The sequence below is a fragment of the Mucilaginibacter gossypii genome, from assembly GCF_900100945.1.
GTDB lineage: Bacteria > Bacteroidota > Bacteroidia > Sphingobacteriales > Sphingobacteriaceae > Mucilaginibacter > Mucilaginibacter gossypii.
In genome coordinates this window covers 189768-216663 of the sequence record NZ_FNCG01000013.1, presented here as the reverse complement: position 1 = coordinate 216663, position 26896 = coordinate 189768, and the positions used below count along the sequence as shown (strand labels likewise).

16 protein-coding genes and 2 tRNA genes are annotated in these 26896 nt (G+C 42.7%); 5 read left to right on the top strand and 13 right to left on the bottom strand.

Annotated elements, in window-relative coordinates:
• A partial coding sequence (locus BLS28_RS21745; protein WP_143020840.1) for a transposase occupies window positions 1–263 on the bottom strand: 263 nt, incomplete at its 3' end.
• A 209-nt stretch (window positions 264–472) separates the two neighbouring features.
• Here BLS28_RS21745 and BLS28_RS21740 point away from each other — a divergent pair.
• Together BLS28_RS21740 and BLS28_RS21735 are read left to right on the top strand one after the other, a co-directional pair.
• The gene (locus BLS28_RS21740) at window positions 473–1075 is read left to right on the top strand and encodes a DUF1684 domain-containing protein (RefSeq protein ID WP_091172283.1); all 603 of its coding nucleotides are present in this window, start codon (window positions 473–475) and stop codon (window positions 1073–1075) included.
• Between the two features lie 406 nt (window positions 1076–1481).
• Window positions 1482–2369, top strand: a complete 888-nt coding sequence (locus tag BLS28_RS21735; protein ID WP_091172280.1) for a dienelactone hydrolase family protein — start codon at window positions 1482–1484, stop codon at window positions 2367–2369.
• A 52-nt stretch (window positions 2370–2421) separates the two neighbouring features.
• Here BLS28_RS21735 and BLS28_RS21730 read toward each other — a convergent pair whose 3' ends face one another.
• The 3 genes from BLS28_RS21730 to BLS28_RS21720 form a co-directional block, all read right to left on the bottom strand.
• Entirely contained in the window at window positions 2422–2688 is a 267-nt protein-coding gene (locus BLS28_RS21730; protein WP_090534028.1) for a DUF4342 domain-containing protein, read from the bottom strand.
• Window positions 2689–2972: 284 nt separating this feature from the next.
• Entirely contained in the window at window positions 2973–4091 is a 1119-nt protein-coding gene (locus tag BLS28_RS21725) for a Gfo/Idh/MocA family protein (RefSeq protein ID WP_091172279.1), read from the bottom strand.
• Between the two features lie 131 nt (window positions 4092–4222).
• Window positions 4223–6514 (bottom strand): GH92 family glycosyl hydrolase, encoded by a 2292-nt coding sequence (locus BLS28_RS21720; protein ID WP_091172277.1) that lies wholly within the window; start codon window positions 6512–6514, stop codon window positions 4223–4225.
• 330 nt (window positions 6515–6844) lie between these two features.
• Here BLS28_RS21720 and BLS28_RS21715 point away from each other — a divergent pair, with 330 nt between their 5' ends.
• Both BLS28_RS21715 and BLS28_RS21710 read left to right on the top strand, forming a co-directional pair.
• Window positions 6845–7903, top strand: coding sequence for an alpha/beta fold hydrolase (locus BLS28_RS21715; protein ID WP_091172275.1), 1059 nt, complete (start codon window positions 6845–6847; stop codon window positions 7901–7903).
• A gap of 511 nt (window positions 7904–8414) precedes the next feature.
• The gene (locus BLS28_RS21710; protein WP_091172274.1) at window positions 8415–8810 is read left to right on the top strand and encodes a DoxX family protein; all 396 of its coding nucleotides are present in this window, start codon (window positions 8415–8417) and stop codon (window positions 8808–8810) included.
• A 152-nt stretch (window positions 8811–8962) separates the two neighbouring features.
• Here BLS28_RS21710 and BLS28_RS21705 read toward each other — a convergent pair whose 3' ends face one another.
• The 7 genes from BLS28_RS21705 to BLS28_RS21675 all read right to left on the bottom strand — a co-directional run bounded on the left by BLS28_RS21705 (window position 8963) and on the right by BLS28_RS21675 (window position 21262).
• The gene (locus BLS28_RS21705) at window positions 8963–9379 is read right to left on the bottom strand and encodes an acyl-CoA thioesterase (protein ID WP_091172272.1); all 417 of its coding nucleotides are present in this window, start codon (window positions 9377–9379) and stop codon (window positions 8963–8965) included.
• 238 nt (window positions 9380–9617) lie between these two features.
• On the bottom strand, window positions 9618–13880 hold the full coding sequence (locus BLS28_RS21700; RefSeq protein WP_091172270.1) for an NACHT domain-containing protein: 4263 nt from the start codon (window positions 13878–13880) through the stop codon (window positions 9618–9620).
• Window positions 13881–14076: 196 nt separating this feature from the next.
• Window positions 14077–14150, bottom strand: a tRNA-Asn gene (locus tag BLS28_RS21695).
• 87 nt (window positions 14151–14237) lie between these two features.
• Entirely contained in the window at window positions 14238–18386 is a 4149-nt protein-coding gene (locus BLS28_RS21690; RefSeq protein ID WP_091172268.1) for a hybrid sensor histidine kinase/response regulator, read from the bottom strand.
• A 342-nt stretch (window positions 18387–18728) separates the two neighbouring features.
• Complete coding sequence (locus BLS28_RS21685) at window positions 18729–19538, bottom strand: 3-keto-disaccharide hydrolase (protein ID WP_091172266.1); 810 nt, start codon at window positions 19536–19538, stop codon at window positions 18729–18731.
• 224 nt (window positions 19539–19762) lie between these two features.
• Window positions 19763–20869 carry an acyltransferase family protein gene (locus tag BLS28_RS21680; RefSeq protein ID WP_091172264.1) on the bottom strand — a complete coding sequence of 369 codons (1107 nt, stop codon included), beginning with the start codon at window positions 20867–20869 and terminating at the stop codon, window positions 19763–19765.
• Window positions 20870–21188: 319 nt separating this feature from the next.
• Window positions 21189–21262, bottom strand: a tRNA-Asn gene (locus BLS28_RS21675).
• 316 nt (window positions 21263–21578) lie between these two features.
• Here BLS28_RS21675 and BLS28_RS21670 point away from each other — a divergent pair.
• Window positions 21579–22493: a PfkB family carbohydrate kinase gene (locus BLS28_RS21670; protein ID WP_091172319.1), complete on the top strand. Its 915-nt coding sequence runs from the start codon at window positions 21579–21581 to the stop codon at window positions 22491–22493.
• 279 nt (window positions 22494–22772) lie between these two features.
• Here the strand turns inward: BLS28_RS21670 and BLS28_RS21665 are convergent, their stop codons facing one another.
• Complete coding sequence (locus BLS28_RS21665) at window positions 22773–23954, bottom strand: acyl-CoA dehydrogenase (protein WP_091172317.1); 1182 nt, start codon at window positions 23952–23954, stop codon at window positions 22773–22775.
• 370 nt (window positions 23955–24324) lie between these two features.
• The gene (locus BLS28_RS21660; protein WP_256337506.1) at window positions 24325–26757 is read right to left on the bottom strand and encodes a bifunctional YncE family protein/alkaline phosphatase family protein; all 2433 of its coding nucleotides are present in this window, start codon (window positions 26755–26757) and stop codon (window positions 24325–24327) included.
• Window positions 26758–26896 lie beyond the last annotated feature (139 nt).

Genomic DNA, 26896 nt, shown 5'->3' with positions numbered 1-26896 from the left:
CTTTCCTGCTCCACTTCTCGCAGACGTACCTTCATTCGTTCATATTCTTCTACCGATACAATCGGCGTTTCTGACCCTGGCGATTTCAGCGCCGATGATCCCGTTGTTTCTTTATAACGGCTTTTCCATTTGTGGATCAAATTCTCCCTGATCCCCAACGAAGCGGCCACGTCCACAACCGAACGACCACTAAAAACCATCTTCAATACATCCGACCTAAAATCCGCATCGTAAACACGGCGGCTTGACTTTTTCTTGTCCATTGATTTGCTAAGTTAAGCATCTCGACTGTCCGGCTTTACCGATGCATCTCACATGTTATGTTATTGTCTCCCGTCACAGTCTGTCCCATCAGGGTCCTCTGCGAGAGACCCTGATGGGACAGAAGCCTGGAATTGCTTCGTGCTTCGCAAATGACGCTTTTTTTTGAATTGTATCTAAGTTATCTTTGAGCCTAATCCCTGCACCACACATGAAATATTTCATTGTCCTTTTATTTATCTTTTTCATTGGCCAACACAGTTTTGCACAAACTCATAAAGAGCAAATTGCTGCCTTCAGGCAAAATTATAAGGATGATTTTTTAAAAGACCCGCGATCTCCGCTTAAACAGGATGACCTGCAATTTTTAAGGTTTTATGATGCCGATAGTATCTACCGCGTAACTGCTAAAGCTGAATTATTGACTAATCAATCAACTTTTATTATACCTACCTTCAGCGGTGCAGGTAGCCAATATGTACGTTATGCACAACTTTCGTTTAAGCTTAAGGGTAAACCAATGCAGTTAACCATTTATAAAAGCATCGCCCTGTCGCAAAACCCTGCTTTCAGCAATTACCTGTTCCTGCCTTTTACCAATGCTACAAACGGCTCTGAAACCTATGGCGGAGGCCGCTATATCGACCTTACCACCAAAGACATTAAAAACGGATCGATTGTTATAGATTTCAATAAAGCCTACAACCCATACTGCGCTTTCAGCAGCGGCTACTCATGCCCTAAACCGCCTGACGAAAACCGGATTGATATGGCTGTTGAAGCGGGTGAAAAAAACTTTGGGAAAGGGCATTGATCCAAATCTGCATTAAATAAGCACATTAATTGTTTTTACCTTATAAAGATACCTGCATCGATGTGCGCTCCCGGTGATGAAGATGAAAGGTTCAGGTAATCTTTTGGTATGCCTCTGGTTTGTACTTCGCTCAGGGCAACTTTTCCAACTTTTTGGATATTTTGTTCTATAGGTTTATTTAGCCGGTCGGGCTTTCCAGATCGCCAATATAAACAGTGCCGTTAGTGCCGTTCTGCATTTATAATACGATAATTTCTTTCTTTTCTTCAGGCGTCCCGTAGCGGGTAAACATTTCGGCCATAACGGTGGTTGGCCTGGCAATCAACACAAAAAACATTACCGGTAACGAGACTGTTACACCCTAAACAAAACCTAACCGGTAAATTTGAACAAAGCCTCCGGAAATATGAACCAAATCAGCAAAGAAGATATCAAACAGGAAGTGTTCGACCTGTATGATGATTACGCACATAGCCGCCTCGACAGGCGCTCCTTTGTGCAAAAGCTCTCCATGTATGCAGTGGGCGGCCTGACCGTAACCGCATTAATGAGTTTCCTGATGCCCGATTATCAGGGTGCCATACAGGTAAAATCCGACGATCCACGTTTAAAATCGGGCTATATTAATTACCCTTCGCCCAAAGGCGGCGGTACAATTAAAGGCCTGTTATCAGAGCCCGCAGATGCAAAGAAGAAACTGGGTGGCATAGTGGTAGTTCACGAAAACCGGGGCTTAAACCCTTATATTGAAGATGTGGCGAGAAGAGCTGCCCTTGCAGGGTTTATTACCCTTGCACCCGACGCCCTAACACCGCTTGGCGGCTATCCCGGCAATGATGACGAAGGGCGTACCATGCAGGCCAAACGAAATAAAGGCGAAATGGAGGAAGATTTTATAGCTGCCTATGAATACCTGAAAAACCATAAAGATTGCAATGGTAAGGTAGGTGTTGTAGGCTTTTGTTTTGGCGGAGGAATTGCCAATATGATGGCTGTACGTGTTCCCGATTTGGCTGCCGCCGTTCCATTTTATGGAAGTCAGCCGGCTGTTGAGGATGTCCCTAAAATTAAAGCGCCGCTATTGCTGCATTACGCGGCCCTGGATACCCGGATTACAGATGGCTGGCCGGTATACGAAAAAGCGCTTAAAGAGAATGGCAAAAAATACCAGGCTTATATCTATGAAAACGCAAACCACGGCTTTCATAATAATACAACTCCACGTTATGACAAAGCCGCGGCAGAACTGGCCTGGAAAAGGACTATAGATTTTTTTAATGAGAATTTAAACTAAAGACCTGAAGTTTCAGGTCTTTAGTTTCGCAGGATCATATTGTGAAGATACCTTATTCTTTGGGGGTATCTTCTTTGTCTTCCTCTTCCCGTTCTACCGTTATAGTACATTCTGTAACCAGTGCGGCCAGGGTACCTACGGCAGCAAAAACCGGTGCCAGGATCATCCCGAAAAGGCCAACACTTAACGGAAAAGTCATTAGCTCTTTACCGTGCTTGTCTGAAATGGTGATCCTGCTGGCTTTACCTTCGTTAATTATCTCTTTTATCTTTCCCAATAACGCTTCACCGTTAATTGAAAATGTTTCTTTGGTGCTCATGTTTTTTCTAAGTTTTTATATTTAGATGAGCATACCAGCGGCTTGTTACAGGTTTGGCTAAATATGCCAATAGCAGGTGGAATATTAATTTCCTTACTGCAAAGGCTTCTCAATTGGTTACAAAAAAGCAAACCCGTCATGTCGAATTTATTTCGGCACCCCATTTCCAAAGTAAGCGACGGACAGGTCTGCAAGAATTAATTGTGAAACCTGGCAAGCGTGAATATCCAGTGAGGTATCGAAATAAATTCGGCACCTACGTATGTTTTTACCTTTAAATGTTATTAAACACTTACCTCCACCTTCTTCCCGGTTTTAACAGCAAGGTAAATGGCATCAATAATTTTAAGGTCTTTCACTCCTTCTTCGCCGTTTACCGGTACAACGGGCTTTTTATTATTAAATATAATCTCGCACATTTCATCCATCTGTACGGTTTGGTGTGTGGTAACAGGCTGGTTAAGTTCGCCCAAATGGGTGCGGCCTTTAATTGGCCCGTAGCCGGTAGAAGGCTGCATTTCGGCAAAGCCTTTTTCTCCATCAAGAAAAAATCGGTCGAGATTGTTCATATTGTAGGTTGACAGACAGGACGCAACGGCCCCGCTTGGGAAGCCGAACTGGAACTGGATGGTTTCATCAACCCCCTCTTTAAATTTCACTGTATCGGTTTTAGTTTCCTGGGCGGTAACCCATATCGGTTCTTCACCGGTCATATAGCGGGATCCGTTGATGGCATAGATCCCAATATCCATCATAGAGCCGCCACCGGCAAGCTTTTTATTCAACCGCCATTGTGTGGGATCGCCGATGGTAAACCCGCATTGCCCCTGAAAAAACCTGATCTTCCCAAACTCGCCGTTTTGCCTCATCCTGATCACTTCAAGTGTTTTTGGTTCAAAATGCATCCGGTAGCCAACCAACAGCTTTACATTGGCCTTTTTACAGGCATCAACCATCTCCTGCCCCTCTTTGGCATTCACGGCCATTGGCTTTTCGCATATAGCGTGTTTACCGGCTGCAGCTACCCTGATCACAAAATCGTGGTGCAAGCCATTGGGTGTAATAACGTATACCGCGTCGATATCGGAGTTATTTTTGATGTTGTCGAAATTCTCATAGTTGTAGCAATTTTTTTCGGGGATGCCATATTTGCTTTGCCATGCTTTAACTTTTGATGGGGTTCCGCTAATTACCCCAACCAGTTTAGCTTTGGTACATTTCCGCATAGCTTCTGCAACTATGGTTCCATAGCCTCCAAGTCCCATAATAGCCACGCGCAATACCGGGCCGTCATAAACCTGTTCGGTTTTATCTGTTCCTGCCGCCCATCCTGAGTATGGCACAAGTTGCAGGGCCAGGGCCGATAAGCCCAACTTTTGTAAAAAATCACGACGAGAATTCATAGGTATGTTTTTTGGTTTATGACAATTTACATATTTCCGGGTAAACTGCACCTACGTCATCTGATTTTTACTTAATCTGCCCAATGAACATTTCTGGGTTAAGGAATAAAAAACGCGGGATTGCGCATTTATCACATCCCCTTAGGTTGATTTAATGGTTTAACTGCCCAGTTATTTCCCGGTTGATCGTTCAGATATATTTCGAGCTTACCGCCTTTGCTGATATCGTTGTAACGGATAAAATTATTAGGCATTATTTTACCATTCAATTTTACCGAGCGGATATACATTGATCTGGGGCCCGGTTTATGACAGATGATCTCGAACTTTTTGCCATTTTGAAGCGTGATAGCAATTCTATCAAACAAAGGTGAACACAACAGGTACTCACCCGAAACCGGGTTTACCGGGTAAAAACCCATCGCAGCGAACAGATACCAGGCCGACATTTGGCCGGCATCATCATTCCCTCCCAAACCACCCGGACCATCACTGTATTCTGTCGCCAGGATCTTGCGTACGGCGGCTTGCGTTTTCCATGGCGATGATGTGTAATTATACATAAAAGGGATCTGGTGTCCCGGCTCATTGCCATGCCAGTATTCGCCTTTTTCAAACAGGCTATCTAACGACTGTTCCAGTTTCTTCGCACCACCCATCAACTTTGCCAAACCGGGTACATCCTGCGGTACATAAAAGGTGTATTGACGTGCGGTACCTTCTGTAATATAAGTCGCCTTTTTATCAGGATCAAAGGGGGATATCCATGTACCATCAGCATGCTTGCCGCGAACAAAGCCACTTGTAGCATCAAATACATTGGCATAATATTTTGCCCGTTTGGTGAGCGTGATATAGTCAGCAGATTTTTTTAAAGCTTTTGCAAATTGCGCCAGCGCGTAATCATCATAAGCATACTCCATTGTGCGGCTTACCTGTTCCATTTTATGAAAGGCATCGCGTACGCTATCTTCCAAGGGGATGTATCGGTATTTTAAATAACTACCCAATGCCCTGCGGCCCTTGCCTTCTACATAGTCGACCCGGTTGGCAGGTAGTTCAAACGCGTTATGCCTTAAAATTTGGTAAGCTTCTTTAGCGTCAAGATCAGTGATCCCCTTTAAATATGCCGAACTGATTACAGAAGCCGTATGATCGCCGATCATTTCGGATGTATAGCTATTCCAGCAGGGGAAAACAGGCATCCACCCGCCTTGTTTACCTTTCAAAATCAGTGATTTTGCCAGGTTATTGATTAAAGATGGGTTCAGGATCTCAAACAGCGGCAACTGTGCCCGGTAAATATCCCACATCGAAAAATCATCATAATAATTGCCGCCTGATAATTGTTCAATTTGATAATCGCCGGCAAAACGGGGGTATCTGCCATCAACATCATTAAAAAGACGCGGATGCTGCATGGCATGGTAAAATGACGTATAAAAGATCCGTTTATCCTGCTCATTTTTAGTTGAAATGTTGATTTGCCCTAAGGCCTTTTCCCATTTTACCCTGCTGCTTTCTACCATCTTATGAAAATCAAACCCCGGCATCTCGGCCTGCAGGTTTTTGCGGGCGCCTTCCAAACTGGCAAACGAAGTGCCTATCCTGATCGTTAGCTTTTCGCCTTTATTGAGCTTAAATCCGGCATAAACCCCTGTACCAGCATCGTTTTTGATACTATCTGCAATAAATATTTTATCGCCATCAAAAGTGCCCGTTTTACCTAAACTCCGTTCAAACCTGATCACAAAGAAACCGCTGAAACCTGCGCTTTTCCCCCATCCCTGGTAAATACGGTGAGCAGGATTATAACCCGATATTTCGCCTTTTTGTTGATCCACTTTTACAAAGCCTTCATGATAATCGCTATTAGCTTTGATCAATAAATAAAGGCTGTCGGCCTGCTGCATGGTAAACTGCATCATGCCGCAACGCTCTGTGGAGGTTACCGCAGCATTCACTTTATACTGATTAAGATTTATGCTATAAAGGTACGGCGACGATAGTTCATCAACATGTTTAAATGCAGCACTATAATTAGCTGTTGTTAGCTTGCCTGTGATGGGCATAATGGTAAAGCTGCCATAGTCCTGCGTACATGAACCGCTTAACCAGTGCGAACCACGGAGGCCGTTGAACAGGCTGTCTTTATAATAATATGGAGGTACGCACTTGGTTTCGCCGCTCTCGGTTTCGGGTGTCCATTGTGTCATGGCAAAGGGGGCAGTAACCGCGGGAATAGTGTTGGCAAACCGCGTATCAGCCGCCTGTCCATGTTTTAGTGCGGAAGCTGTAGTGGCAATAGCTGTACCGGCCATGGGCTGTACATATCTAACCAGGTTTTGGGCAAAAACCGGCCACGGAAACAACAAGAAAATTATATAAATAAACCGGTTTGCAATTTTGGAGATGAACTTCATTTTCAGACAGCGTATTAACAAGAAAATTTCAGCAAAATACAGCAATCATTGCTAATTGTTACACGCACGAGCAAAATAATGAGGTATAAACAACCTGGCCATACTGTAAACCGTAAGGATTAGTCGTTACTGCGCTCCAACCAGCACTGCCACTTCCAACTAATTTCAGATAATGGCAAATCTGGCGGGGAATATGTCCAACTGAAGTCACCATTTGCCCGGTTCATGCATCAACCACTTCCATAATCCTGGTACTGGTGTACTTTTGTTATGCCCGACGATGAGGAAAGCATCTAAAGGCGAAATATTAATCAAACCAATCCGAAAAACATGAACAACGAAACAACATTCAGCCGTCGCCGCTTTCTGGGTATCTCCGCATTAACAGTTGCAGCAGCAGAGTTAGGCGGTCTCGGTATACTTAAAGCCGAAACCAAACAGGCAGATTCACCGGCACGGCAAAACAATACTCTTTTTTCTACAGCTTCTTTCGACTCGATCAAACAGATAAATGCAGGCCTGCTTAATATTGGCTACGCAGAAAGCGGCCCGGCAAACGGACAGCCTGTTATCCTGCTTCATGGGTGGCCATATGATATACATAGCTATACTGAAGTATCAGCCATACTTGCCAAAGCCGGCTACAGGGTTATTGTGCCTCATTTGCGCGGCCATGGCACAACACAATTCCTTTCGGCACAAACTTTCAGGAATGGGCAACAGGCAGCAATAGCTACCGATGTTATCACGCTGATGGACGCCCTGAAAATAGACCGTGCAATTATTGGCGGGTTTGACTGGGGCGCGCGTACAGCAAATATCGTGGCAGCATTATGGCCCGAGCGCTGCAAAGCAATGGTTTCGGTAAGCGGTTACCTGATAGGCAGCCAGGAAGCAAATAAAAAACCATTGCCGCCCAAAGCAGAACTATCATGGTGGTACCAGTTTTATTTTAGTACCGAGCGCGGCCAATTGGGCTACGAGGCAAACAGGCGTGACTTTAACCGGCTCATCTGGGAAACAGCATCACCTAAGTGGAAATTTGACGACGCTACTTTCGCGCAAACCGCCCCGTCTTTTGACAACCCCGACCATGTTGCTATCGTGATCCATAATTATCGCTGGCGCCTGGGCCTTGCCCAAGGTGAGGCAAAATATGATGACATGGAAAGAAAATTAGCAACCGCGCCTCCTATAACTGTACCTTCCGTAACCCTTGAAGGCGATGCCAACGGTGCTCCTCATCCTAAGCCTGCTGATTATGCTGCCCGCTTTAAAGGTAAATATGCACATCACACTATTACCGGGGGAGTAGGCCACAACCTACCGCAGGAAGCCCCTAAAGCTTTTGCTGACGCCATTATAGAAGCCGAAAGTTTTGCCAGATAAATAATCCCTCTTTTGAAATAACACGGTAACCAGGATAGGAAATGTTAAAAACGCATTTCCTATCCTGGTTTTTTGTTTACTTAAAAGCAGGTGCTCACACCTTTCTGCCTTTCTAAAACCCTTTTGCACCTCTGGTGCAAACATCGTTGAGCTCAAGTGCTTTAACCCGACAAAGAAGTGCCTGAACCGGACATTTCAAACATTGAAAAATTAGGCCCGGGCATTGCATGTTAATCCATTTAACTGCAGGATAAAACCCGTCTTTCCGCCCCCGTCGTGTTTGGTTTATACGCCTATCACCAGGATCGCTACAACCATTATCGACAGGACAAAAAGCTTTATGTCAGGCTTCAATTAGCATATTGAAGCAGTTTGTATCAATGACATATGCAAGTTGGGGCCCGGATTGTCCGGCCGGCAGCTCGGTTTGTCTGCTTCATCCCGAAAGTGGTTAGATCTCCGTTGATTTTGCCACAATTTTGAGCCATCAAACAACTCAAAACTACATATCATGACAACAAAAACAGTAAAAACAATCTATTGGATAGGAACAGCAATGACTTCATTATGGTTTGCAGCAAGCGGATTTGGCGAGCTGACCAAAAACCAGTTTGTGTGGGATATCACCTTAAAACTGGGCTATCCTCCACACTTTATTTATATTCTTGGTGTCGCTAAACTATCGGGAGTAGCAGTTCTTTTAACACCTAACATATTGCTTAGATTAAAAGAATGGGTATTTGCAGGTATTTTCTTCGATATTATATTTGCTTTTTTGTCTAAAATCGCTGTGCTCGGTTTTCCTGCCACCATAGATGCCATCGTTGCATTTATCATGGTAACGGTTACCTACCTGATGTTCCGTAAACTTTATCCGGCTACATACACAGCTCCTGCCGCTGCATAAAATGCTAAGTTGCAGCAGGCCGATTCATAATACATCGGTTATTTCAGGCTTTAAGCAATCTCAAAAGAGGCTATCCCCATAGATAGCCTCTTTTGCATACACATTACCCTGCCGCATGATTATCCGGCAAGGGCCGGCGCTCTGCCGGTCGCTTAATCTTCAAGAACAGGGGCATCCTTTATTTTTTCCAATACCGAGGCCGGTAAATACGGTCTGCCGCCTGTTGCCGGCACACAGGTGCCCGTAAATACAGCTTTAGTCATTACCTTATTGTTGCATATTATCGATTGTTTAAAGTGCAACTTGGGTAAGCCCCCTTTATCAGTATACAAGGTGCAGGTAACTTTAAATTCATCACCCTTTTTAAGTGATCTGAGAAAGCTGATGCTATAATTTGAAAGTACCATGTAAATGCCGTTTTTAGCTTCGGCTTCAAAATCAAACCCCAATATTTCCCTGATATAATCATGCCTGCAATATTCCATATAAAACGGATAATATAAACCATCCATGATCTCCTGTACATCTATATGCTCATCTTTGGCAATATATGTTTTTGAGTATTCCATAATAATTAACCTTTTTGTTGGATTGCAAAGCTATTGAACCTTTTGGTTTCAGGAAACGGGAGATCTGAATTTTAATAGATCAATCCGGGCTTTTTCAATGTAAACTGGGGCGCTCAATTCCTTGTTCGAAAGTAAAAATAATAATGATTATCAATGCTTTTATATAATATTTTGTCAGAGTACTTTGATATTTAAACATATATTACCCATTACATCTTCATGGTAAGACTGTATTGTATTATTGATACAGTTTAGCCACTTCAGATAAGGCATCTTGTATATCATTTGATTGCGACTGAGCCAAATAGAAGTTAAACTCCATTCGCTCAATCATTGGATGAAGAAAATTAACGTTCTTAATTTGTCCGTCGTTATTCTTAATGAAATCTTCAAGCGCAGTTTTTACTTTGGACAGGTTTTCCTCAGAAGTTAATCCAAGGTTATATAAAGTGTCAGAAACGATACTATCAAAACGATTAAAGTCATCCTGCTTAAATTCTTCCTGATTGGCTTTTTTAAGTAATTCCAATAAGATAGGGAGAAATTCAATGTCCTTGATTTGACGCATTATCTGCGATTGATGATAAAAATCAAAATTTGGACTGGCAGTTTCAAGAAGATAGTTTAAATAGGAAGCTGTACCCTCCTTATCGCCTTTCTCTGTTAAGTAAGTGGCGGCACGAAACTTTTCTTGTGGCTGAAGATAACCATTAGTTAACTTTTCACTTAAAAACTTCCGCAAATCGGCATCGATAGCTGTGTAGTCTTTGATTTCACGCACAATGTCCCACAACATATCGCTGTTGGGCGTCATTTTTAATCCAACCAATAACAGTTCCGGGTTGCCACCCTGTTGCAAAAATATTTTTAATACCGCTCGTCGAGAATATTCAGATTTGCGATTATCAAACAAACTGTTAATAATACTTCCGATCGTATTTGGAATGTTATTTTCGAGCGCATATATCGCGTTATTTCGCCAAGACTGATCGTATTCAATCCCTGCTAATAAATTATCATGTACCCGGGCTTGTACCGCATCTTTACCCAACTGATTTTCAATTGCACTAAATTCTAACCCTTGATATTCGTTGTTTCTAACTTCATCGAACAAAGTAAAGTCAAGTAGCTTCTCTGCGACTACAGGGATTTTATAATTTTTTATAAACGCCCATAGTACCATCGCTAACTTACTGTAAGTAGTACGGTTACTACTTTCAACTCTGATCGCGTTAGCAATATCTGTATTCACAATTACGTGTTGTACCCAAGCTGTAATTGTCTCTATCTGTTCTTCGCTAACTAAAATATCTGGCCGGCTGTTAATCTTGTCTTTAATTTTTGAAAATCTATAATTAGCAAAACGTTCTTCATCGTTCACAAATTTCAATACCGATGCTAAATCAGCACTTTGTTTATCACGGGTAAACTCTATTAATAATTCATGAATAGCTTCGGGAACGTGATAATTTCTATCATTACGATTATATTGAAATTGCCATAAGGTATCCCAATCCAAGTCAGTAATTTCATTTGTCTGAAAAAATTGAACAAGTTCATTGGTGAAAGCGTCTACATTAAAATATAAGTCAAAGCTCTTTTGCTCATTTTCTAACCGAATCTTAGCATAATCAATATCATTAAAATTGTTGAGTACCTGCGTTTCTTCATTCAATTTCTCAGTAAGATATTCCAATTCAGCGTTCTTATCCGTTCGGTATATATTCCACCGAAGATTATTATAGAATTTTAACAAATCTTCATTAGTGGCGTTGTGTGTGTTATATTGGTCAATGACATAATCGATATTTTCTTGATTAACTAAATGCCTCAGTAGTAAACCTTTTTCGTAATCCTCGATTTTCTTATCGCTAAAGATCCGCTGAAAAACAGCATTAGTTTGCCCGGTTTTTTGAAAATATACTGATATGGCTTGCGCGGTAAATTCTTCTGAATGCCGGCCATAAGCTAGATAAGTTCTGTAGACATCTTCAGAGAGTTCAGGGTGGGCTTTATAGATGCTTGCAGCCCTCCCGATTAAATTTTCAAGTATTTTGTTTTTCTCAAAAAAGTTTATGATGCGACGGTCATAAGGGTTCTCAAACAACTCAAGTAATTTTTTAATGTTCGCAGCATCTTTAATGTTAGTTAAACCCTCTCTTAACAGTATATCTTCGTCCATCAAACTTACTTGTCCACGATCGTTTGGGTCTAATTCATCCACAAAACCACTTATAAAGTATTCTACATAATCATCGACCATACCAGTTTCAATGATAACCCGGTATAAGGCTGAACGAATATATTGATTACTGCGTTTGCCGAACAGTTTCATCAATTCGGCAATCATTTCTGCATTTACTACCCCCAAGGAATCTAACGCATAAATACCGCTGTGTACGATATGTTGATCGTCTGTATTTTCAATAATATGTTGCCATATCGCATCCTTTGTTTTGTTGAGATAATCGCCGCTCAGCTTAAAATACTTAAGAATATTCATCGCGTTGAAGCGGGTTGTATGTGCATTTTCGTTGTTATTAAGTTCAGCAACCAAAAAATCAACCGCGTCGTCACTTTCGCCAAATGTTGCTAACTCTAGATCGGAAAATTTATTAGAGCGCAACCACACACGTTGCGCTTTGTAGTGATTGAAAATCGTTTTAAAAATCTCGAACCTTGTAGCTGAACTTACTTTGTCAGGTTCTACACGTACTAACACTTCAGGTTCAATGGTCAATATCCAGTCGATCAAATCATTCCGCTTGGCGTCTGGTAATAAACTTATTAGAAAAAATAATGTATTTAACCAACTTGGTTTGATACGCTCGTTTTTGAAGGATAGAAAAGTCTTTATACGCTCCAAATCGAAAGCTAGCAGCGCTTTCGCCGCAAGGAACTCTTGAATATTATTATGTTCAAAACCCCAATTATTCGTGCCATCCTCCATGCTACGGAATGCTGTTGAAAATTTTACCAATTGCAGATCTTCAGGGGTTGGCAGCACTTTCAATAGTTCATTAAATGAAAGAAAATTACGCCCTAAATATTCCATACAAAGCGCAATCTTTTGAAGTAGCTGTAAGATATGTTCCTTATGGTCTTTCAGGTTGGTGGTTAATTCAAAATGTTGTTGATCCAGCGTAATACGTTCGTCTAATAGTATATTAAGCAAATCAACACGATTAAGAGCCAAATCGCCCCGTTTCTTAAATTGCTCTAATAATATTCTTAAGAAGAACGGTTGGCTCGTGAACTCCTGGAACCCACGATCATAAGCTCCCTTTCTAAACGCTTGATAGTCCAGTTGATATTGTTCTTCCGCAAACCCTTTTGTTTGCGCGTCACTAACTTGTGCCAGAAAATAGATGCCAAAATCAGGCAAAGTACCACCCGAATGCTTATCCGGTAAATGATAAAAATTGGTTCTGCAAGACACTACGATATGTGCATTTGGAAAGTCTTCTATAAAACTTAAAATTTTCCTGACTGCCGTGTTAAAATGCTTAGGCTGAACTTCATCCAATCCATCCAAGATTATCAGTGCGGTATTTTCTGGAATATCAGCCCAACCAGTTGGAAGAAAATCCCGGATATCTTCTTCTACATAAGTATTCATCCGACTGTAGACAGGTATAAATGGAGTTTTTTCGGTAGCATAAAAGTGAGCCAATTTTGCTAATTCGGTTGATTTTCCTGAACCAGCATTACCTAATAGAACGACTAGTTTTTTTTCCTTGACCAACTTAATTAATTCCAGGTCACCAGTTCGTTCTATGTAAGCTGTTACAGGATCTTTCTGTCCCTCAAACGATAATAATATCCGGGGTATAGTCGTGTCTATTTTGGGTGCCTTAGTGATAAACTCTGCAGGATTTCGTAGAGTAGCCGGCATAGCTTCAGATGAGTGTGTACTTAGAAATGCGGCTTTTTCATTGATAAGCTCTTGCTGATCTACTTGTTCCGCGCGGTTCATTAAAATCGTAGAGATCTTATTATAAAAATCATGCGTCGGTGTAATCGGGAATTTCATAACCCACCCCAAATTGCAAACCTCTTCATAAAACTCCTGAACCTGCAAAAGTTGTCTGGTTTCTGAAGCCCCGCCTTTAATAGCGCTCGGCGCTTTGAATAAAAGGTAAACATTTATGTTTTCGCCTGCCTGCTTACGTTGATAAGCAAAGCGAAATTCTTCTTCAGTACCGCTTAAATAGGCTTTACCTGTTAGTGGATCATCTGCTCCACTTGGAGTACCAAAACGCATCCATAACAGACCAATATAAATATCATAGTCCGAGAAAATCATATTGATTTGTTCTTGGGGTCGGCCATCCATATCGGCAACAATATCCCTGAAATCTAACACCCGAAACCTGACCTTCCGTTTGTTATTCATATTGAAGTTATTCAGGTTCTCACAAATCGCTTTAATAGTATCTTTCTCCGGTGTAACATCACTAGGACAAGAGACAAAAACTTTTATTTCGAGGGTATCGACCATGACAGGTTTACATTTCTGGTAAAGATAGCTGTTTTGGGATGTTTCTAACTATCTCCTAAAGTTCAGTATACATCCACACATTGTTATTAATCTATGAATGGTTAATTTTAGGTTTTCGCGCGTAAAAACGTAATTAGCGATCATTTACGGAAAAAAAGAAGGGCAAGCGACCGTTTTTCGTGCTTGCCCATTAAGGCTCCTGAGGCTGGGCTCGAACCAGCGACCCTCTGATTAACAGTCAGATGCTCTAACCGGCTGAGCTACTCAGGAGTGTTGTCCGGTTGGGGATTGCAAAAGTATAATTTTCATTGATATTTCACAATTTTATTCAACTTGTTATATTCTGCTGTTTCAGCGTTACGTGGCACTTGTATTCTTCCCTGCCCATTTTACAAGTTTTTTAACCAGATCATCCAATTTAAATGGTTTACTTATATAATCGTCCATACCTGCATCTATACAAATTTGCAGATCGGATTGGAGGGCATTGGCCGTCATCGCTATAATAAAAGGCCGTTCGGGGAAACGTTTCTTTATTATTCGCGTGGCTTCCAGGCCGTCCATTTTGGGCATTTGTACATCCATTAAAATAACATCGAATATTTTTTTATTAACTAAATCCAAAACCTCCAGGCCGTCTGCTGCCAAAGCGGCTTCATATCCTAACTTACTCAATATCTTCATGATCAGTTTTTGGTTCATCCGGTTATCTTCGGCAACCAAAATCCTCAATGGGTAACTTTCTGAAAAATTATCAGGCAGTTTATGATTTGCAGTATCGCTGTGCAGCGGCTCATGAGTGGTAGAATTTACATGCTTGCCAAGTTCCTTTATAATGTGCTTGTATAAGTTATGCTGTTTTGCAGGTTTGGTTAGTATAGAACAAAACAAACCGGGGTTATCTTTATGGAAAACATAGCTGATGGAGCTCAACAGCATTATAGGTAATTCGGGGTATTTGGCCCGTATTAAGGTTGCCAGTTCAATCCCATCCATAAAGGGCATTTGCATATCGGTAATAACAAGCTTAAAATCATGCTGCTGCCGCGCCAGGATCTCAAGAGCCTGTTCGCCTGATTTGGCTACTACCGGGCTTAGTTGCCACTGCTCCAGCTGAGCTTTTAAAATCCGGCAATTGGTATCATTATCATCAACAACCAAAATTTCACTCTTTTCAAAACCCTGCATGGTGTGGTTTATTTGTACAGAGTCCTGCAGTAAACTTTTTTGCGAGTGAATAGAGAACCTGAACGTACTTCCTTTATCAACTTCACTTTCTACGCTGATTTTGCCGCCCATTAATTTTACAAGTTGTTCGCTTATAACCAGGCCAAGGCCTGTACCTCCGTATTGCCGGGTGGTTGACGAGTCAACCTGCGAAAATGCTTTAAATAAACGGTGCAGCTTATCGGCAGAAATACCAATGCCGGTATCTTTTATCTCAAAACCTAATTCGATGTGGTTATCATCCGATATGCTGAGCAAATGCACGGCTACATAAATTTCACCCTTTTTGGTAAACTTGATAGCGTTACTGATTAAATTGATCAGGATCTGGCGAAGCCTTAAACTGTCGCCAATAATTTGCGCCGGTACATCATAGTCAATCTGGTAAACCAGGTCCAGCTTTAGGTGGGCCGCTTTTAAGGCAAAAACATCAAAAACTTCTTCAATACAGGTGCGCAGGCTAAAATCCTTTTCCTCCAGCTCCATATTGCCCGATTCTATTTTCGAAAAATCTAAAATATCGTTAATCACCGCCAGCAGATCTTCACCGCAGGTTTGTATAGATTCGGCAAAAGTTCGCTGCTCCTCGTCCAAAGGAGTTTCGGCCAGCAAGGAAGCCATTCCGATTACCCCATTCATAGGTGTGCGGATCTCATGGCTCATCGTAGCCAAAAATATGCTTTTAGCCTTGTTAGCTTCTTCGGCCTCAAGGGCTAATTTTTTTTCAACTTCTATGGCACGGGCCAGCTGCCCGGTACGTTCTTCTACCTGGCGCTCAAGCTCGGCCTTTTGCTTTAATATAGTACGTGTGCGGATAAGATAAAATGCCGGGCCGCTGATAATAAACATTAAAGCCACAATTAATTTAAACCACCAGGTAAGCCAAAAAGGAGGCTTAATATTGATGATGATAAATGTGCCTTTGTTATTCCATTTGCCATCATTATTTGATGCCTTAACCCTGAACGTGTAACTACCCGGATCAAGGTTGGTGTAAGTGGCCGTTCTTTTATTGCCAACATCATTCCATTCTTTATCAAATCCTTCCAGCTTGTAGGCATATTGGTTTTTTTCGGGGATGGTATAATTCAGGGCCGCAAACTCAAATGTAAGTACCGATTGTTTGTACGATAGGTTTATGGAGTCTGTTTCGCTGATATCTTTTTGAAGCGGGGAGTTTTTAGCCCCGGCGTTTACCTCCTTATTGAAAATCTGCAGCCCGGTAATATAAACAGGAGGTACGAAGTCATTATCTTTTAAACTATCGGGATAAAAAGTACTGAATCCGTTTACGCCGCCAAAAAACATTTCCCCGTCGGCAGTTTGAAAACACGAATGGCCTTTAAATTCATCTCCCTGCAATCCGTCAGAAATGTCATAGTTTCTGATGGCTTTTGTTTTCGGATTAAACCGCGAGATCCCCTTGTTGGTGCTTAACCAGAGGTTACCTTTGCGGTCTTTCAAAATCGCATAGATCACATTATTAGGCAAACCCTCTCTTTCGGTGTATATAGTAAATGTTTGGTTATGCTTGTTAAACAGGTTAAGGCCGCCGCCGTTGGTACCTATCCATATATCACCGTTATCGGTTTCGATAATCGACTCGACAGTGTTGTTTGATAAGCTGTGTTTATCCCTTTCATCGTGCGTGTAGTGCGTAAAGCGGCCAGTTTTAGGGTTAAATACATTCAACCCGTTATCATCAGTGCCTATCCAGATATTGCCCTGTTTATCCTGAAACACCGATGTAACAATATCACTGCTTATGCTGTTGTTATCTTCCGGGTTGTTCCTGTACCGTGTAAAGAGACCGGTTTTTACGTTATAATGATTAAGGCCCCCTTTCCAGGTCCCTAACCATATATTGCCGTCACGGTCTTTATACATATTGTTGATATCTGAAAGGGAGAGGCTACGCGGATTATTTGCCTGGGGCATGTGATGTATAAAGGTTCTCTTTTTTTTATCAAACAGGTCAAACCCGCCAATGTGATAACCAATACCAATAACATCTTTATTTATTGGTACTATAGCCATTACATAATTATTACTTATGGTGTTGCTGTTATTATCACTATGCAGGTAATGAACAAAGGTCTTTTTCTTGCGATTAAATAAATTAAGGCCGCCCCCATCGGTGCCTATCCAAATATTTTCGTCACTATCATCACCGGAGATGGCCAGCACGTTGTTGTTGCTCAAACTATTCGGGTTGTTGGGGTTTTGACTGTAGGAACTAAATTTATCGCCAAAGCCAGGCAAAAAATCAACACCGCCCGAATAAGTGCCTATCCAGGTATTCCCTGTATCATCTTTATATAAACAATAAACCGAGTTACTGCTCAGGCTGTGATGGTCGTTTGCGTCAAATTTGTAGCAAGTAAATTTATTGGCCGGATAATCGAGCACACTTATGCCGCCATTTTCGGTCCCTATCCAAAGCTTCCCGTCGCTGTTTTCGAGTATCGAAAGAATATCGTTATGGCAAATACTGTTGCTGTTATTAGGATCGTGTTTGAAATTTATAAACGAATTATTTTTACTGTTATATAATGCCAGGCCTCCTCCATGTGTACCTGCCCAAATATTGCCTTTGCTATCTTTGTATACCGCTTTTACCCAGCTGGCACCGATGCTGTTTTGGTTTGCAGGATCATGAACATAACCAATAAACTTACCGTTTTGCGGATTAAAGTGGTAAAGCCCATCGTCGGTACCTACCCATAACCAGCCATTATTATCCTCAGTAACCTGGTAAATGAAATCGTTAGCTATACTGTTTGTGCCATTCGCGGCATGTGTGAATCTTTTAAATGAACCATTTGCAGCATTAAACAGATATAAACCCTTGCTGGTGCCCAGCCACATCCTTTTTTTACTATCCAAAAAAACAGACTGTACAGCAAAAGTTAAATGATTGGAATAGTGGATAAATGTATTTGAGGCCCGGTCAAATCTGTCAAGCCCGCTTTCGGTTCCAATCCATAAATTATGATAACTGTCTTCCGTTATGGCTAATACATAGTTATCATTGATGGTTGCTTTATTATTCTGGTCGTGCTTATAATGGGTAAACTTATAACCGTCGTATTTATTAAGGCCATCTTCGGTGCCAAACCACATAAAGCCGCGACTATCTTTAATAATGGTTACTACATGGCTTTGGGAAAGGCCTTCGTTTGTACTAAGCTGTTTAAATTTAAGGGCTGGTGTTTGCGAATAGGATAATCCGGAAAAAAGCAGGTATAAACACCAGATAAAAAGCAATATTGGCCTCATTATTATTTTGCTGGTAGTTTTATCGTATTTCTATTCGGTTGATGTTATAAGCCAAAACAAGCATTGCAGCGGCTAAATAAATGCCTCTTAAGTTGCGGAACTTTTTAGTTGGGTTTCAGGAATTTAGTCTTAATAAGTTCTATCGGGCAAGAATTTATATTGACAAAGCCGCCTTTAACGTTCATAATAATTCCGGGTTACCAGGAGCTTGTTTTAACTTAGTCCTGCTTGCCAGTGATACGGTATTTACGGGAAATAGTTTCGTGTAACGTGTTGTTTTTGCCTAATTAACGGCTGTTGTTAACTCAGGAGAAATATAACGATCCGGCTTTCGTTTACATCCTACCGGTCAGTATCCGGCAGCTGTTTAATCTCTATATTCCTGAAATCAACCGGCTGCCCTTCGCTTTGCAGAGCAATAAAGCCGCTGCTCAATAATTTCCCATCCTGCTTATACTTCGGATCGTAGCCATGTGCCACGCCGCCGCCAATGGTAGGCTTTGAATATTGAAGTACGGTATCGCCGTTGATGATATGAGTAATTAATTTGTTGCCCTGAACAATCAGCTCGCCTTTTACCCACTGGTCACCGTCATAGGTTTTTGAAGTAGAGTTGATACAATGGTCGGGCGAAACTTTTCCTTTATAAACAACATCGGTGCCGGGCGAGCACATGTTTCCTGTTGGCCTTGGTTTCCCGTCGCCCAGGCCGCCTAATAACTGCATTTCTATCGATATCGGCCAATCCTGGTCCTTTAACATAGTTCGGGGATCCTGTGAATGAAACATGACACCGCTGTTAAGGAGTGTATAGTCTGGCGCGCCTTTTTGCTGTTTACCAACAAAGCGGTATTCAAACCGCAGGTGATAGTTCGAGAACGGGGTTTTGTAATACAAATGACCAAACTGATCGTTGAAATCGCCGTACTGATCATAGCTAACCCTGATCATGCCGTCTTCTACCCGAAAGGTATTGCCATAATTTTCGCAAACCAGGTGGTGATTGATCTTTACAAACCAATCGTTAATGTCGGTCCCGTTAAACAGCTTCGTCCAGCCCTTGTCGGCATTGCCGGCGTCAGCCAGCTTTTTCGGCCCGGCGCAGCCCAATATGAGGAGGCAGGAAAACATAAAAACGCGTGTTATTTTCATAGGTGGTAAGGTATTATGCTTTTATAGATAAATTGAATGCTTTTGTTCACTAACACTTTGCTAACCGGCATTTCGAAAGTTAGCTCAATATTAATTTGCTGATCCTGCCTTACAGGAAGTTTTATCTCCTGTGCTACGAATTTAAGAAATTCAGGCCATGTTTTAATGCTTTAATGCTTTGCCTGTCAAGGTACGCTGAGGCCGCTTTTGTTCAAGATCTCTTTTTAGCCAAGTTTTTTTCGCAGCCAGTTACGAACCGGCTCATCATACCATTTCAAAGTAATATATGCCAGGAAAATTGCACCAATCAAAATAGCTAAGGCATAAGGCCAGGCCTGTACTATGGTTATGCCTTTATGATTGCTGATCCATGCCACGTAAAAATAAACCAGCGGATAATGCACCAGGTAAAGAGGATAGGATATATCGCCGAGAAACCTGCATACCCTGCTCTCCATTTGGGTATGGACCTTACCGCACGCGCCAAGATAAACGATAAGCGGAAATATGATAATAATGCAAACGGACTCGTAGATCCCGTTCATCCAAAGATGGGCAGCACCGCCGATGCGCGGCATATACATTACTATCGATATTAAAACACTGCACCATAAAAATGCGTGCCTGATGCGGGCTGGTTTAGCAATACGTGAAAGCAACAGGCCGGCAAAGAATGGATATATGGTGCGGGTAATGCCAACGCGTACCTGCTCCACATTAAGTGTCCAGCCGCCGCTGACATCTCCATTGGTGATAGCCAGGTGCGCAAGTGCTACAGCTGCAACGCATACTAAAACCGACAATGTAGTTTTTGAAAATTTCCTTATCCAAACCGCATAAAGAATGTTAGCGATGTATTCAAAGAACAATGACCATCCTACGCTGTTAAGAGGATGCATTTCCTGCCAGCCGCGAATATCCAAAGACAGCGGTACCGGCAGGATGGTATAACCGATCAGCATTACCAGCAGCATCTTCCAAACCGGTACAGTATGAATGAGCGGCCACAGCGTAGAATCTGTAAAATAAAAACCTATGGCACCCAATGTCATCCCAAGAATTACCATAGGCTGAAGTCGCTCGATACGGCGTTTAAAAAAACTGCCGATTGTCATTTTATGCCAGCGGTCGTCATAAGCATAACCGATAACAAAACCCGACAGCAGGAAAAAGAAATCGACAGCCAGGTACCCGTGGTTAACTATAATATCCAGATGACCGCTCGCCAATGGTTCGGTTAGGTGAAAGGTAACTACGATAATGGCTGCAACACCGCGTAAGCCATCCAGTATCGGGTAATGTGGTTTGGTAATCAGTTTATTATTGTCCATGTATAAGATTAGAGTTGGTAGATATTGGGCCGGACGCTAAAGCATGCGTTGCCGATGTTCAGCGGGTATTTTTCTTTCCTGTGCATGTACAGGCCGGTAAGACCAATGACTTAAATCGGTTAGATTGGTTCATGAACAATATATAATTGAAGTCTTATTCAGATCGTAAAAATAAGTGAAAGTGATGCCGGGATATCTTCATATCGTGTCAAAATACACGCATATCGTCTCATTTTCGCATGTTTTGGGATCATCGCCTGCAAAGTGATCTGCAGAATATCAGATATAAAAAAAGCCTCACAGACATGTGAGGCTTTTGCTCCTGAGGCTGGGCTCGAACCAGCGACCCTCTGATTAACAGTCAGATGCTCTAACCGGCTGAGCTACTCAGGAATCTAATCCGGTTTGGAGTGGGGCAAAGGTAAAAACTCAACGGATATTTCACAATTTTTATTAAAAAAAAATTAAAATATTTTTCACGGGCTTTTTTAGCCCCTGATTATGTGCTACTTAAAACCCAAAGACACACTGCGGCATTTTTTAGCGATGGCAATTCTTTCTGCAGAGCCCCTTTTTTCTGCCGCCAGGTTTCTGAAACTGCTTAAATTATATTTTCTCCAATGAAAATTGGCATCGCAAACTGGCATCAATGAATGATTATCCCTTAATTTTCACAATATTTGCGGCAAAAAAATATAAATATCTTTACATGAGTTTGTTAGTTATTGGCACTGTGGCGTTTGATGCCATTGAAACCCCTTTTGGTAAAACCGATAAAATTGTAGGCGGCTCTGCAACCTTTGCAAGTTTGGGCGCTTCTTACTTTTATGATAAAATAAAAATTGTAGCGGTTGTTGGCGATGATTTTCCGCAGCACGAGATTGAGGACCTACAAAAGCACAACGTTAATACCGAAGGCCTGCAGGTAAAACAGGGCGAAAAATCATTTTTCTGGAGCGGGCGTTACCATAACGACATGAACAGCCGCGATACCCTGGTAACCGAGCTTAATGTATTGGAAGCTTTCGATCCAATTATCCCTGATAGTTACCAGGATTGCGAATACCTGATGCTGGGCAACCTTTCTCCACAAGTGCAGCAAACTGTCATAGCGCGCCTTAAAAACCGCCCTAAGCTTATTGTAATGGACACCATGAACTTTTGGATGGATATTGCCCTTGATGAGCTTTTAAAAACCATCCAGCTGGTGGATGTGCTAACCATTAACGATGCCGAAGCCCGCCAGTTATCAGGCGAATTCTCATTGGTTAAAGCCGCCCGCAAAATATTAACCATGGGCCCTAAATACATCATCATTAAAAAAGGCGAGCACGGTGCATTGCTGTTCCATGAAGATAAGATCTTTAGTGCCCCCGCCCTTCCATTGGCCGAAGTATTTGACCCCACAGGCGCGGGCGATACTTTTGCAGGCGGCTTTATTGGCTACATGGCCAAAGTAGGTACCATTAATTTCAACAACATGAAAAACGCCATCATTTTTGGCTCGGCCCTGGCTTCATTCTGTGTTGAAAAATTTGGTTCAGAAAGATTAAGAAACCTTAGCGAAGAGGAAATAGCCGCCCGGATCCAGGAGTTTGTAGGCTTATCTAAATTTGAATTGTAAGATAGCTGCTTAAAAACATCAATTTTCAATGTAGAGACGCATCACACGCATCTCCCGTTTGCAATTCAAGATGGATAGTAACGCTCTTAAAAGCAGCTTGCCCTATGAGAAACGCATGTGATGCGTCTCTACAAAAAAGAACTTTTATAAAGCATTTTAGGGTATGTTCAGAAGAATCTCTAAAATACAAAAAATAAACCCTCTATATGTTTTACATACAGAGGGTTTACAAATAATATAATTGTAAATCAATAACTACAGGCAGAATAACCGGGTTCCCTATCCTTTCAACACTTCCCTGCTAATCACTATCTTCTGGATCTCACTCGTGCCTTCGCCTATGGTACAAAGTTTGGCATCGCGATAAAACTTCTCAACAGGGAAATCCTTGGTATAACCGTACCCACCGAAGATCTGAACAGCCTCGGTGGCCGTACGCACTGCCGTTTCTGAGGCAAAATATTTGGCCATGGCCGATTGTTTTGTGACCGGCAGGTGGCGGTTTTTCAGATCGGCAGCCTGCATGATCAGCAGTTCGGCTGCTTCAATTTCGGTAGCCATATTGGCCAGCTTAAATGCTATCCCCTGGAAATTACCAATGGGCTGTCCAAACTGGCGGCGTTCTTTGGCGTAAGCAACCGCCGCTTCAAAAGCACCTTTTGCAATCCCTAACGAAAGCGCCGCTATCGAAATCCTGCCGCCGTCTAACACGTTCATAGCCTGTTTAAAGCCTTCTCCTTCAACACCCAGCAAATTTTCCTTTGGCACACGGCAGTTATCAAAAATAAGCTCCGTGGTTTCTGAGGCACGCATACCCAGCTTATTTTCTTTTTTGCCATGAGTAAAACCCGGCGTACCTTTTTCAATCACCAGCGCCGAAATCCCATGCGAATCGCCTTTGTTGCCTGTACGTACCATCACTACCGCCACATCGCCCGATTTACCATGGGTTATCCAGTTTTTTGAGCCATTCACTACATAATGGTCACCATCCAAAACGGCGGTGGTGTTCATACCCAGCGCGTCCGAACCGGTGTTGGCCTCGGTTAATCCCCAGGCACCAAGCCATTCGGCAGTGGCCAGTTTAGGCAGCCACTTCAACTTTTGCTCTTCATTGCCAAAGGCAAGGATATGTCCCGTACAAAGCGAATTATGGGCGGCAACCGATAAACCTATAGCACCGCAAACTTTGGCTATTTCACTGATCACGGTTACATATTCAAAATAGCCGAAACCCGAGCCGCCATATTGTTCAGGCACAAAAACGCCCATCATGCCAAGCTCGCCCAATTGTTTAAATAAGTCGACAGGGAAAACCTGGGCTTCGTCCCATTCCATTACATGAGGTTTGATATAACGTTCGGCAAAGTCTTTGGCCATCTGGCCAACCATTTGCTGATTTTCGTTCATGGCAAAATCATACCCATCTGTTGAGGGGGTATCGGTTAACAAAGTATCCATACATTTATAATTGGTTACTACAAAATAACGCATAAAAAACGAGATTGGTTTGCCCGTAAAAGCCTGCAAATCAAGAACAATTTGGTATTGGGTATGAATTATAGGTTTAGTTAAAATAGAGTGGTTTCGGGAAGAGGAAACTGATGAAAAATATTTTTCAGGAATTGTTGGAGCAGGGATTAACCTGGCAGTCCCATAGGGGCTTTTGAAGCTTTAAGTCAGCCGATAGGCCAGGTGGTACATCACTTTGCAGGTGAAATACCGTCAATTTTTATGAGCTAACCTAATCTCCAAACCTCTGATGAGGCGGGAAGCCTGATAAAAATGACTGGACAATTTTTTCATTCATCCTTATCAGGCTTTTCTTATGTTAATCATCATCGTCTGCTTTTTGAACGGCCTTTACAAAGGCTGCCCGTACCGGCGTGGGCACAATTGTATTTTCTCCTTTAATCGCTTTCCATATCATGTTGTTCATGATCTCGTCGGGTACCCGGTCAACTGCCGAAAAATCAAGCCCCCTGGCCATTGCTGCAAGCTTTGTGCCCTTAGGATTAAGTTCATTAAGGTTAATATTTGAACGCAGGCTGTTAAATGGTTTGGTATCGGGCGTTCTATTAAAACAACGCCACATGGCTGTAGCCGATGCATCATATTGCGTCATAGGCGGCAGCCCGAGAATCAGCTCGATAGTACGCAGCACCGACGAAGTGGAATACATGGTGTGGTCAACAAAATTACGTTTTACAAATCCCCCCGCCATATAGGCAGGTGAACGATGGGCGTCAACGTGATCAGGGCCATTCTGTGCATCATCTTCAAGTATAAAAATCACGCTGTTTTCCCATATCGGGCTTTTACTGATATGCTCCACCAGCCGGCCAACAGCAAGATCATTATCCGCCACATGGGCAAAGGGTGTCGGCCTGCCCGGGGTGGTGCCCTCCGTATGATCTGACAGCATCCGGATGGTATTTAGCCGCGGCAAGGCATTGTTGCGCATCAGCGAGTCAAAATCATGTTCCCAGGCCTGGTACCGCAAGGTGTCAGGGTCACGCAGGTCGCGGGTGGGATAGGCTTTTGTAAAATGGTCTTTCAGGATAGGTATCTGCGGCGTATTATCTGCATTGATAAACTCGCCGTAAGTACGGAAAGTTACGTTGAACCGGTTGGCCTGGTCCCAGATGTAGAGCTTATTTTTTGCAGTGAGGCCTACAGCACCCGGGCCGCGGCCGCCATAACTGGTAGGCCAGTTTTTTTCCATATAATCAGTAGCGTACGCGCCCAGGCTCCAGTTATGCCCGTCGGCGCTAACCTCACCGTCTACATAAAAATTATCCAGCAGCACAAAGTTTTCGGCCAAAGCGTGATGATTGGGCGTAATCCGTTTGCCAAACAGCAGCAGGCTGGTATCGCCATTGCCTTTCGGCATATCTGACAGTACCTGGTCATACGTCCGGTTTTCCTGGATAACATAAAAAACATATTTGATTGGCGATGCAGCTCCTACTTTAGCCGGAATGGGATTGCCCTCTTCGCTATAAGCCCCTGTTTCCTGTTCCCGGTGATAAGGTGTATTACGAACTACTGCCTGCGAATAAACCGCCAGCTGCTTATCTGTTGGCGTGGGGATGATGCTCAAAGTACCCATTAATAAGCCGCCGCCGATATATTCTGTACGTGCGGGCCTGAACGGATCGCCTCCATGCAGTACAACGGTTTGACTTTTGGCTGCCGGGTTAGGCCCATGCGGATTAGGCAGCGACGAAAAGCCTTTAGCATTGGCTACGTACAATTTATCATCAATAACACGCACAACGCTGGGATACCAGCCCGTGGGCACAAAACCAAGCGACTGACTGGCACCTGGCTTTGTTACATTAAACACGGCCAGGCAGTTATTATCGGCATTGGCAATGTATAATGTTTTGCCATCCTTACTCAGGGCTACCGAGTTACTGGTGGTACCGCTAAGCGGCGTAGGTGATACTGCCGTGTTCAGGGTTTCAAGTACTTTACTTTTGCGCACGTCAATTACCGATACTGTATTATCGTTGGCGTTGGCTACATACAGGTATTTTCCATTCCGGGAAATGCACAGGTCATTGGGGTTATCCCCTACCGCAATTGCATCTGTGAGTTTATTTTCTTTTGTATCAAATACAGCTACCTTATCGCCACCCCAAAGACTGATGTACAATTTTGACATATCCGGCGATAACAGGCAGGTATAAGCCTCTGTGCCCAATTTAACCTGCTGAATGACTGTTTTTGTTTTGAGATCGATAAGGTACAGGCTGTTATCCAGTTTGGTAACTACATATAAAACACCGCGCTTATCATCAAGGGCCAGCCCGGTAGGTGAAATGGATACCGAATTGGGCTTTTTGCTCCATGCTTCGCCCAGTTTTATGGTATCAGTCGCCAGCAGCTTATCATTATTGATGGCGTAACGAATAATCCAGTTATTGTCACCTCCTGAGGCGTAGAGTGATTGCTCGTCTGCACTAAAAACCAGGCCTCCCCAGGCTTTGCTGATCAATACTTTGTCCAGTTCACGATCTGTACGTGCGTCTAAAAGCTGAATGGTTTGAACACTCTGCCCATTATTGGTAACCGCGGCATAATGATGGCTTTTGCTCACAACGATATTCAGGGGCAGATCGCCCAGGGGAAGGCTCTTGCCAACAGGTGTTAATGACCACCCATTGGGCAATTTTACCCGTTTATTTTCAATAGCGGCAAGCTCTTGCGCCCGAACGAACCTGCTGCAGATAAGCAGCAAAACGATTAGGCAGAGCATTTTTTTTAGTGACATAAGATAATGATATGCCGGTAAAAGTAGACCACCAATATTAATACATTATTAAATCATGGGCGAAGATCACCAGCTTGATTGTAACAAAATGAATGGAAATCAGCGGGCGCTAACCGGTACCAAC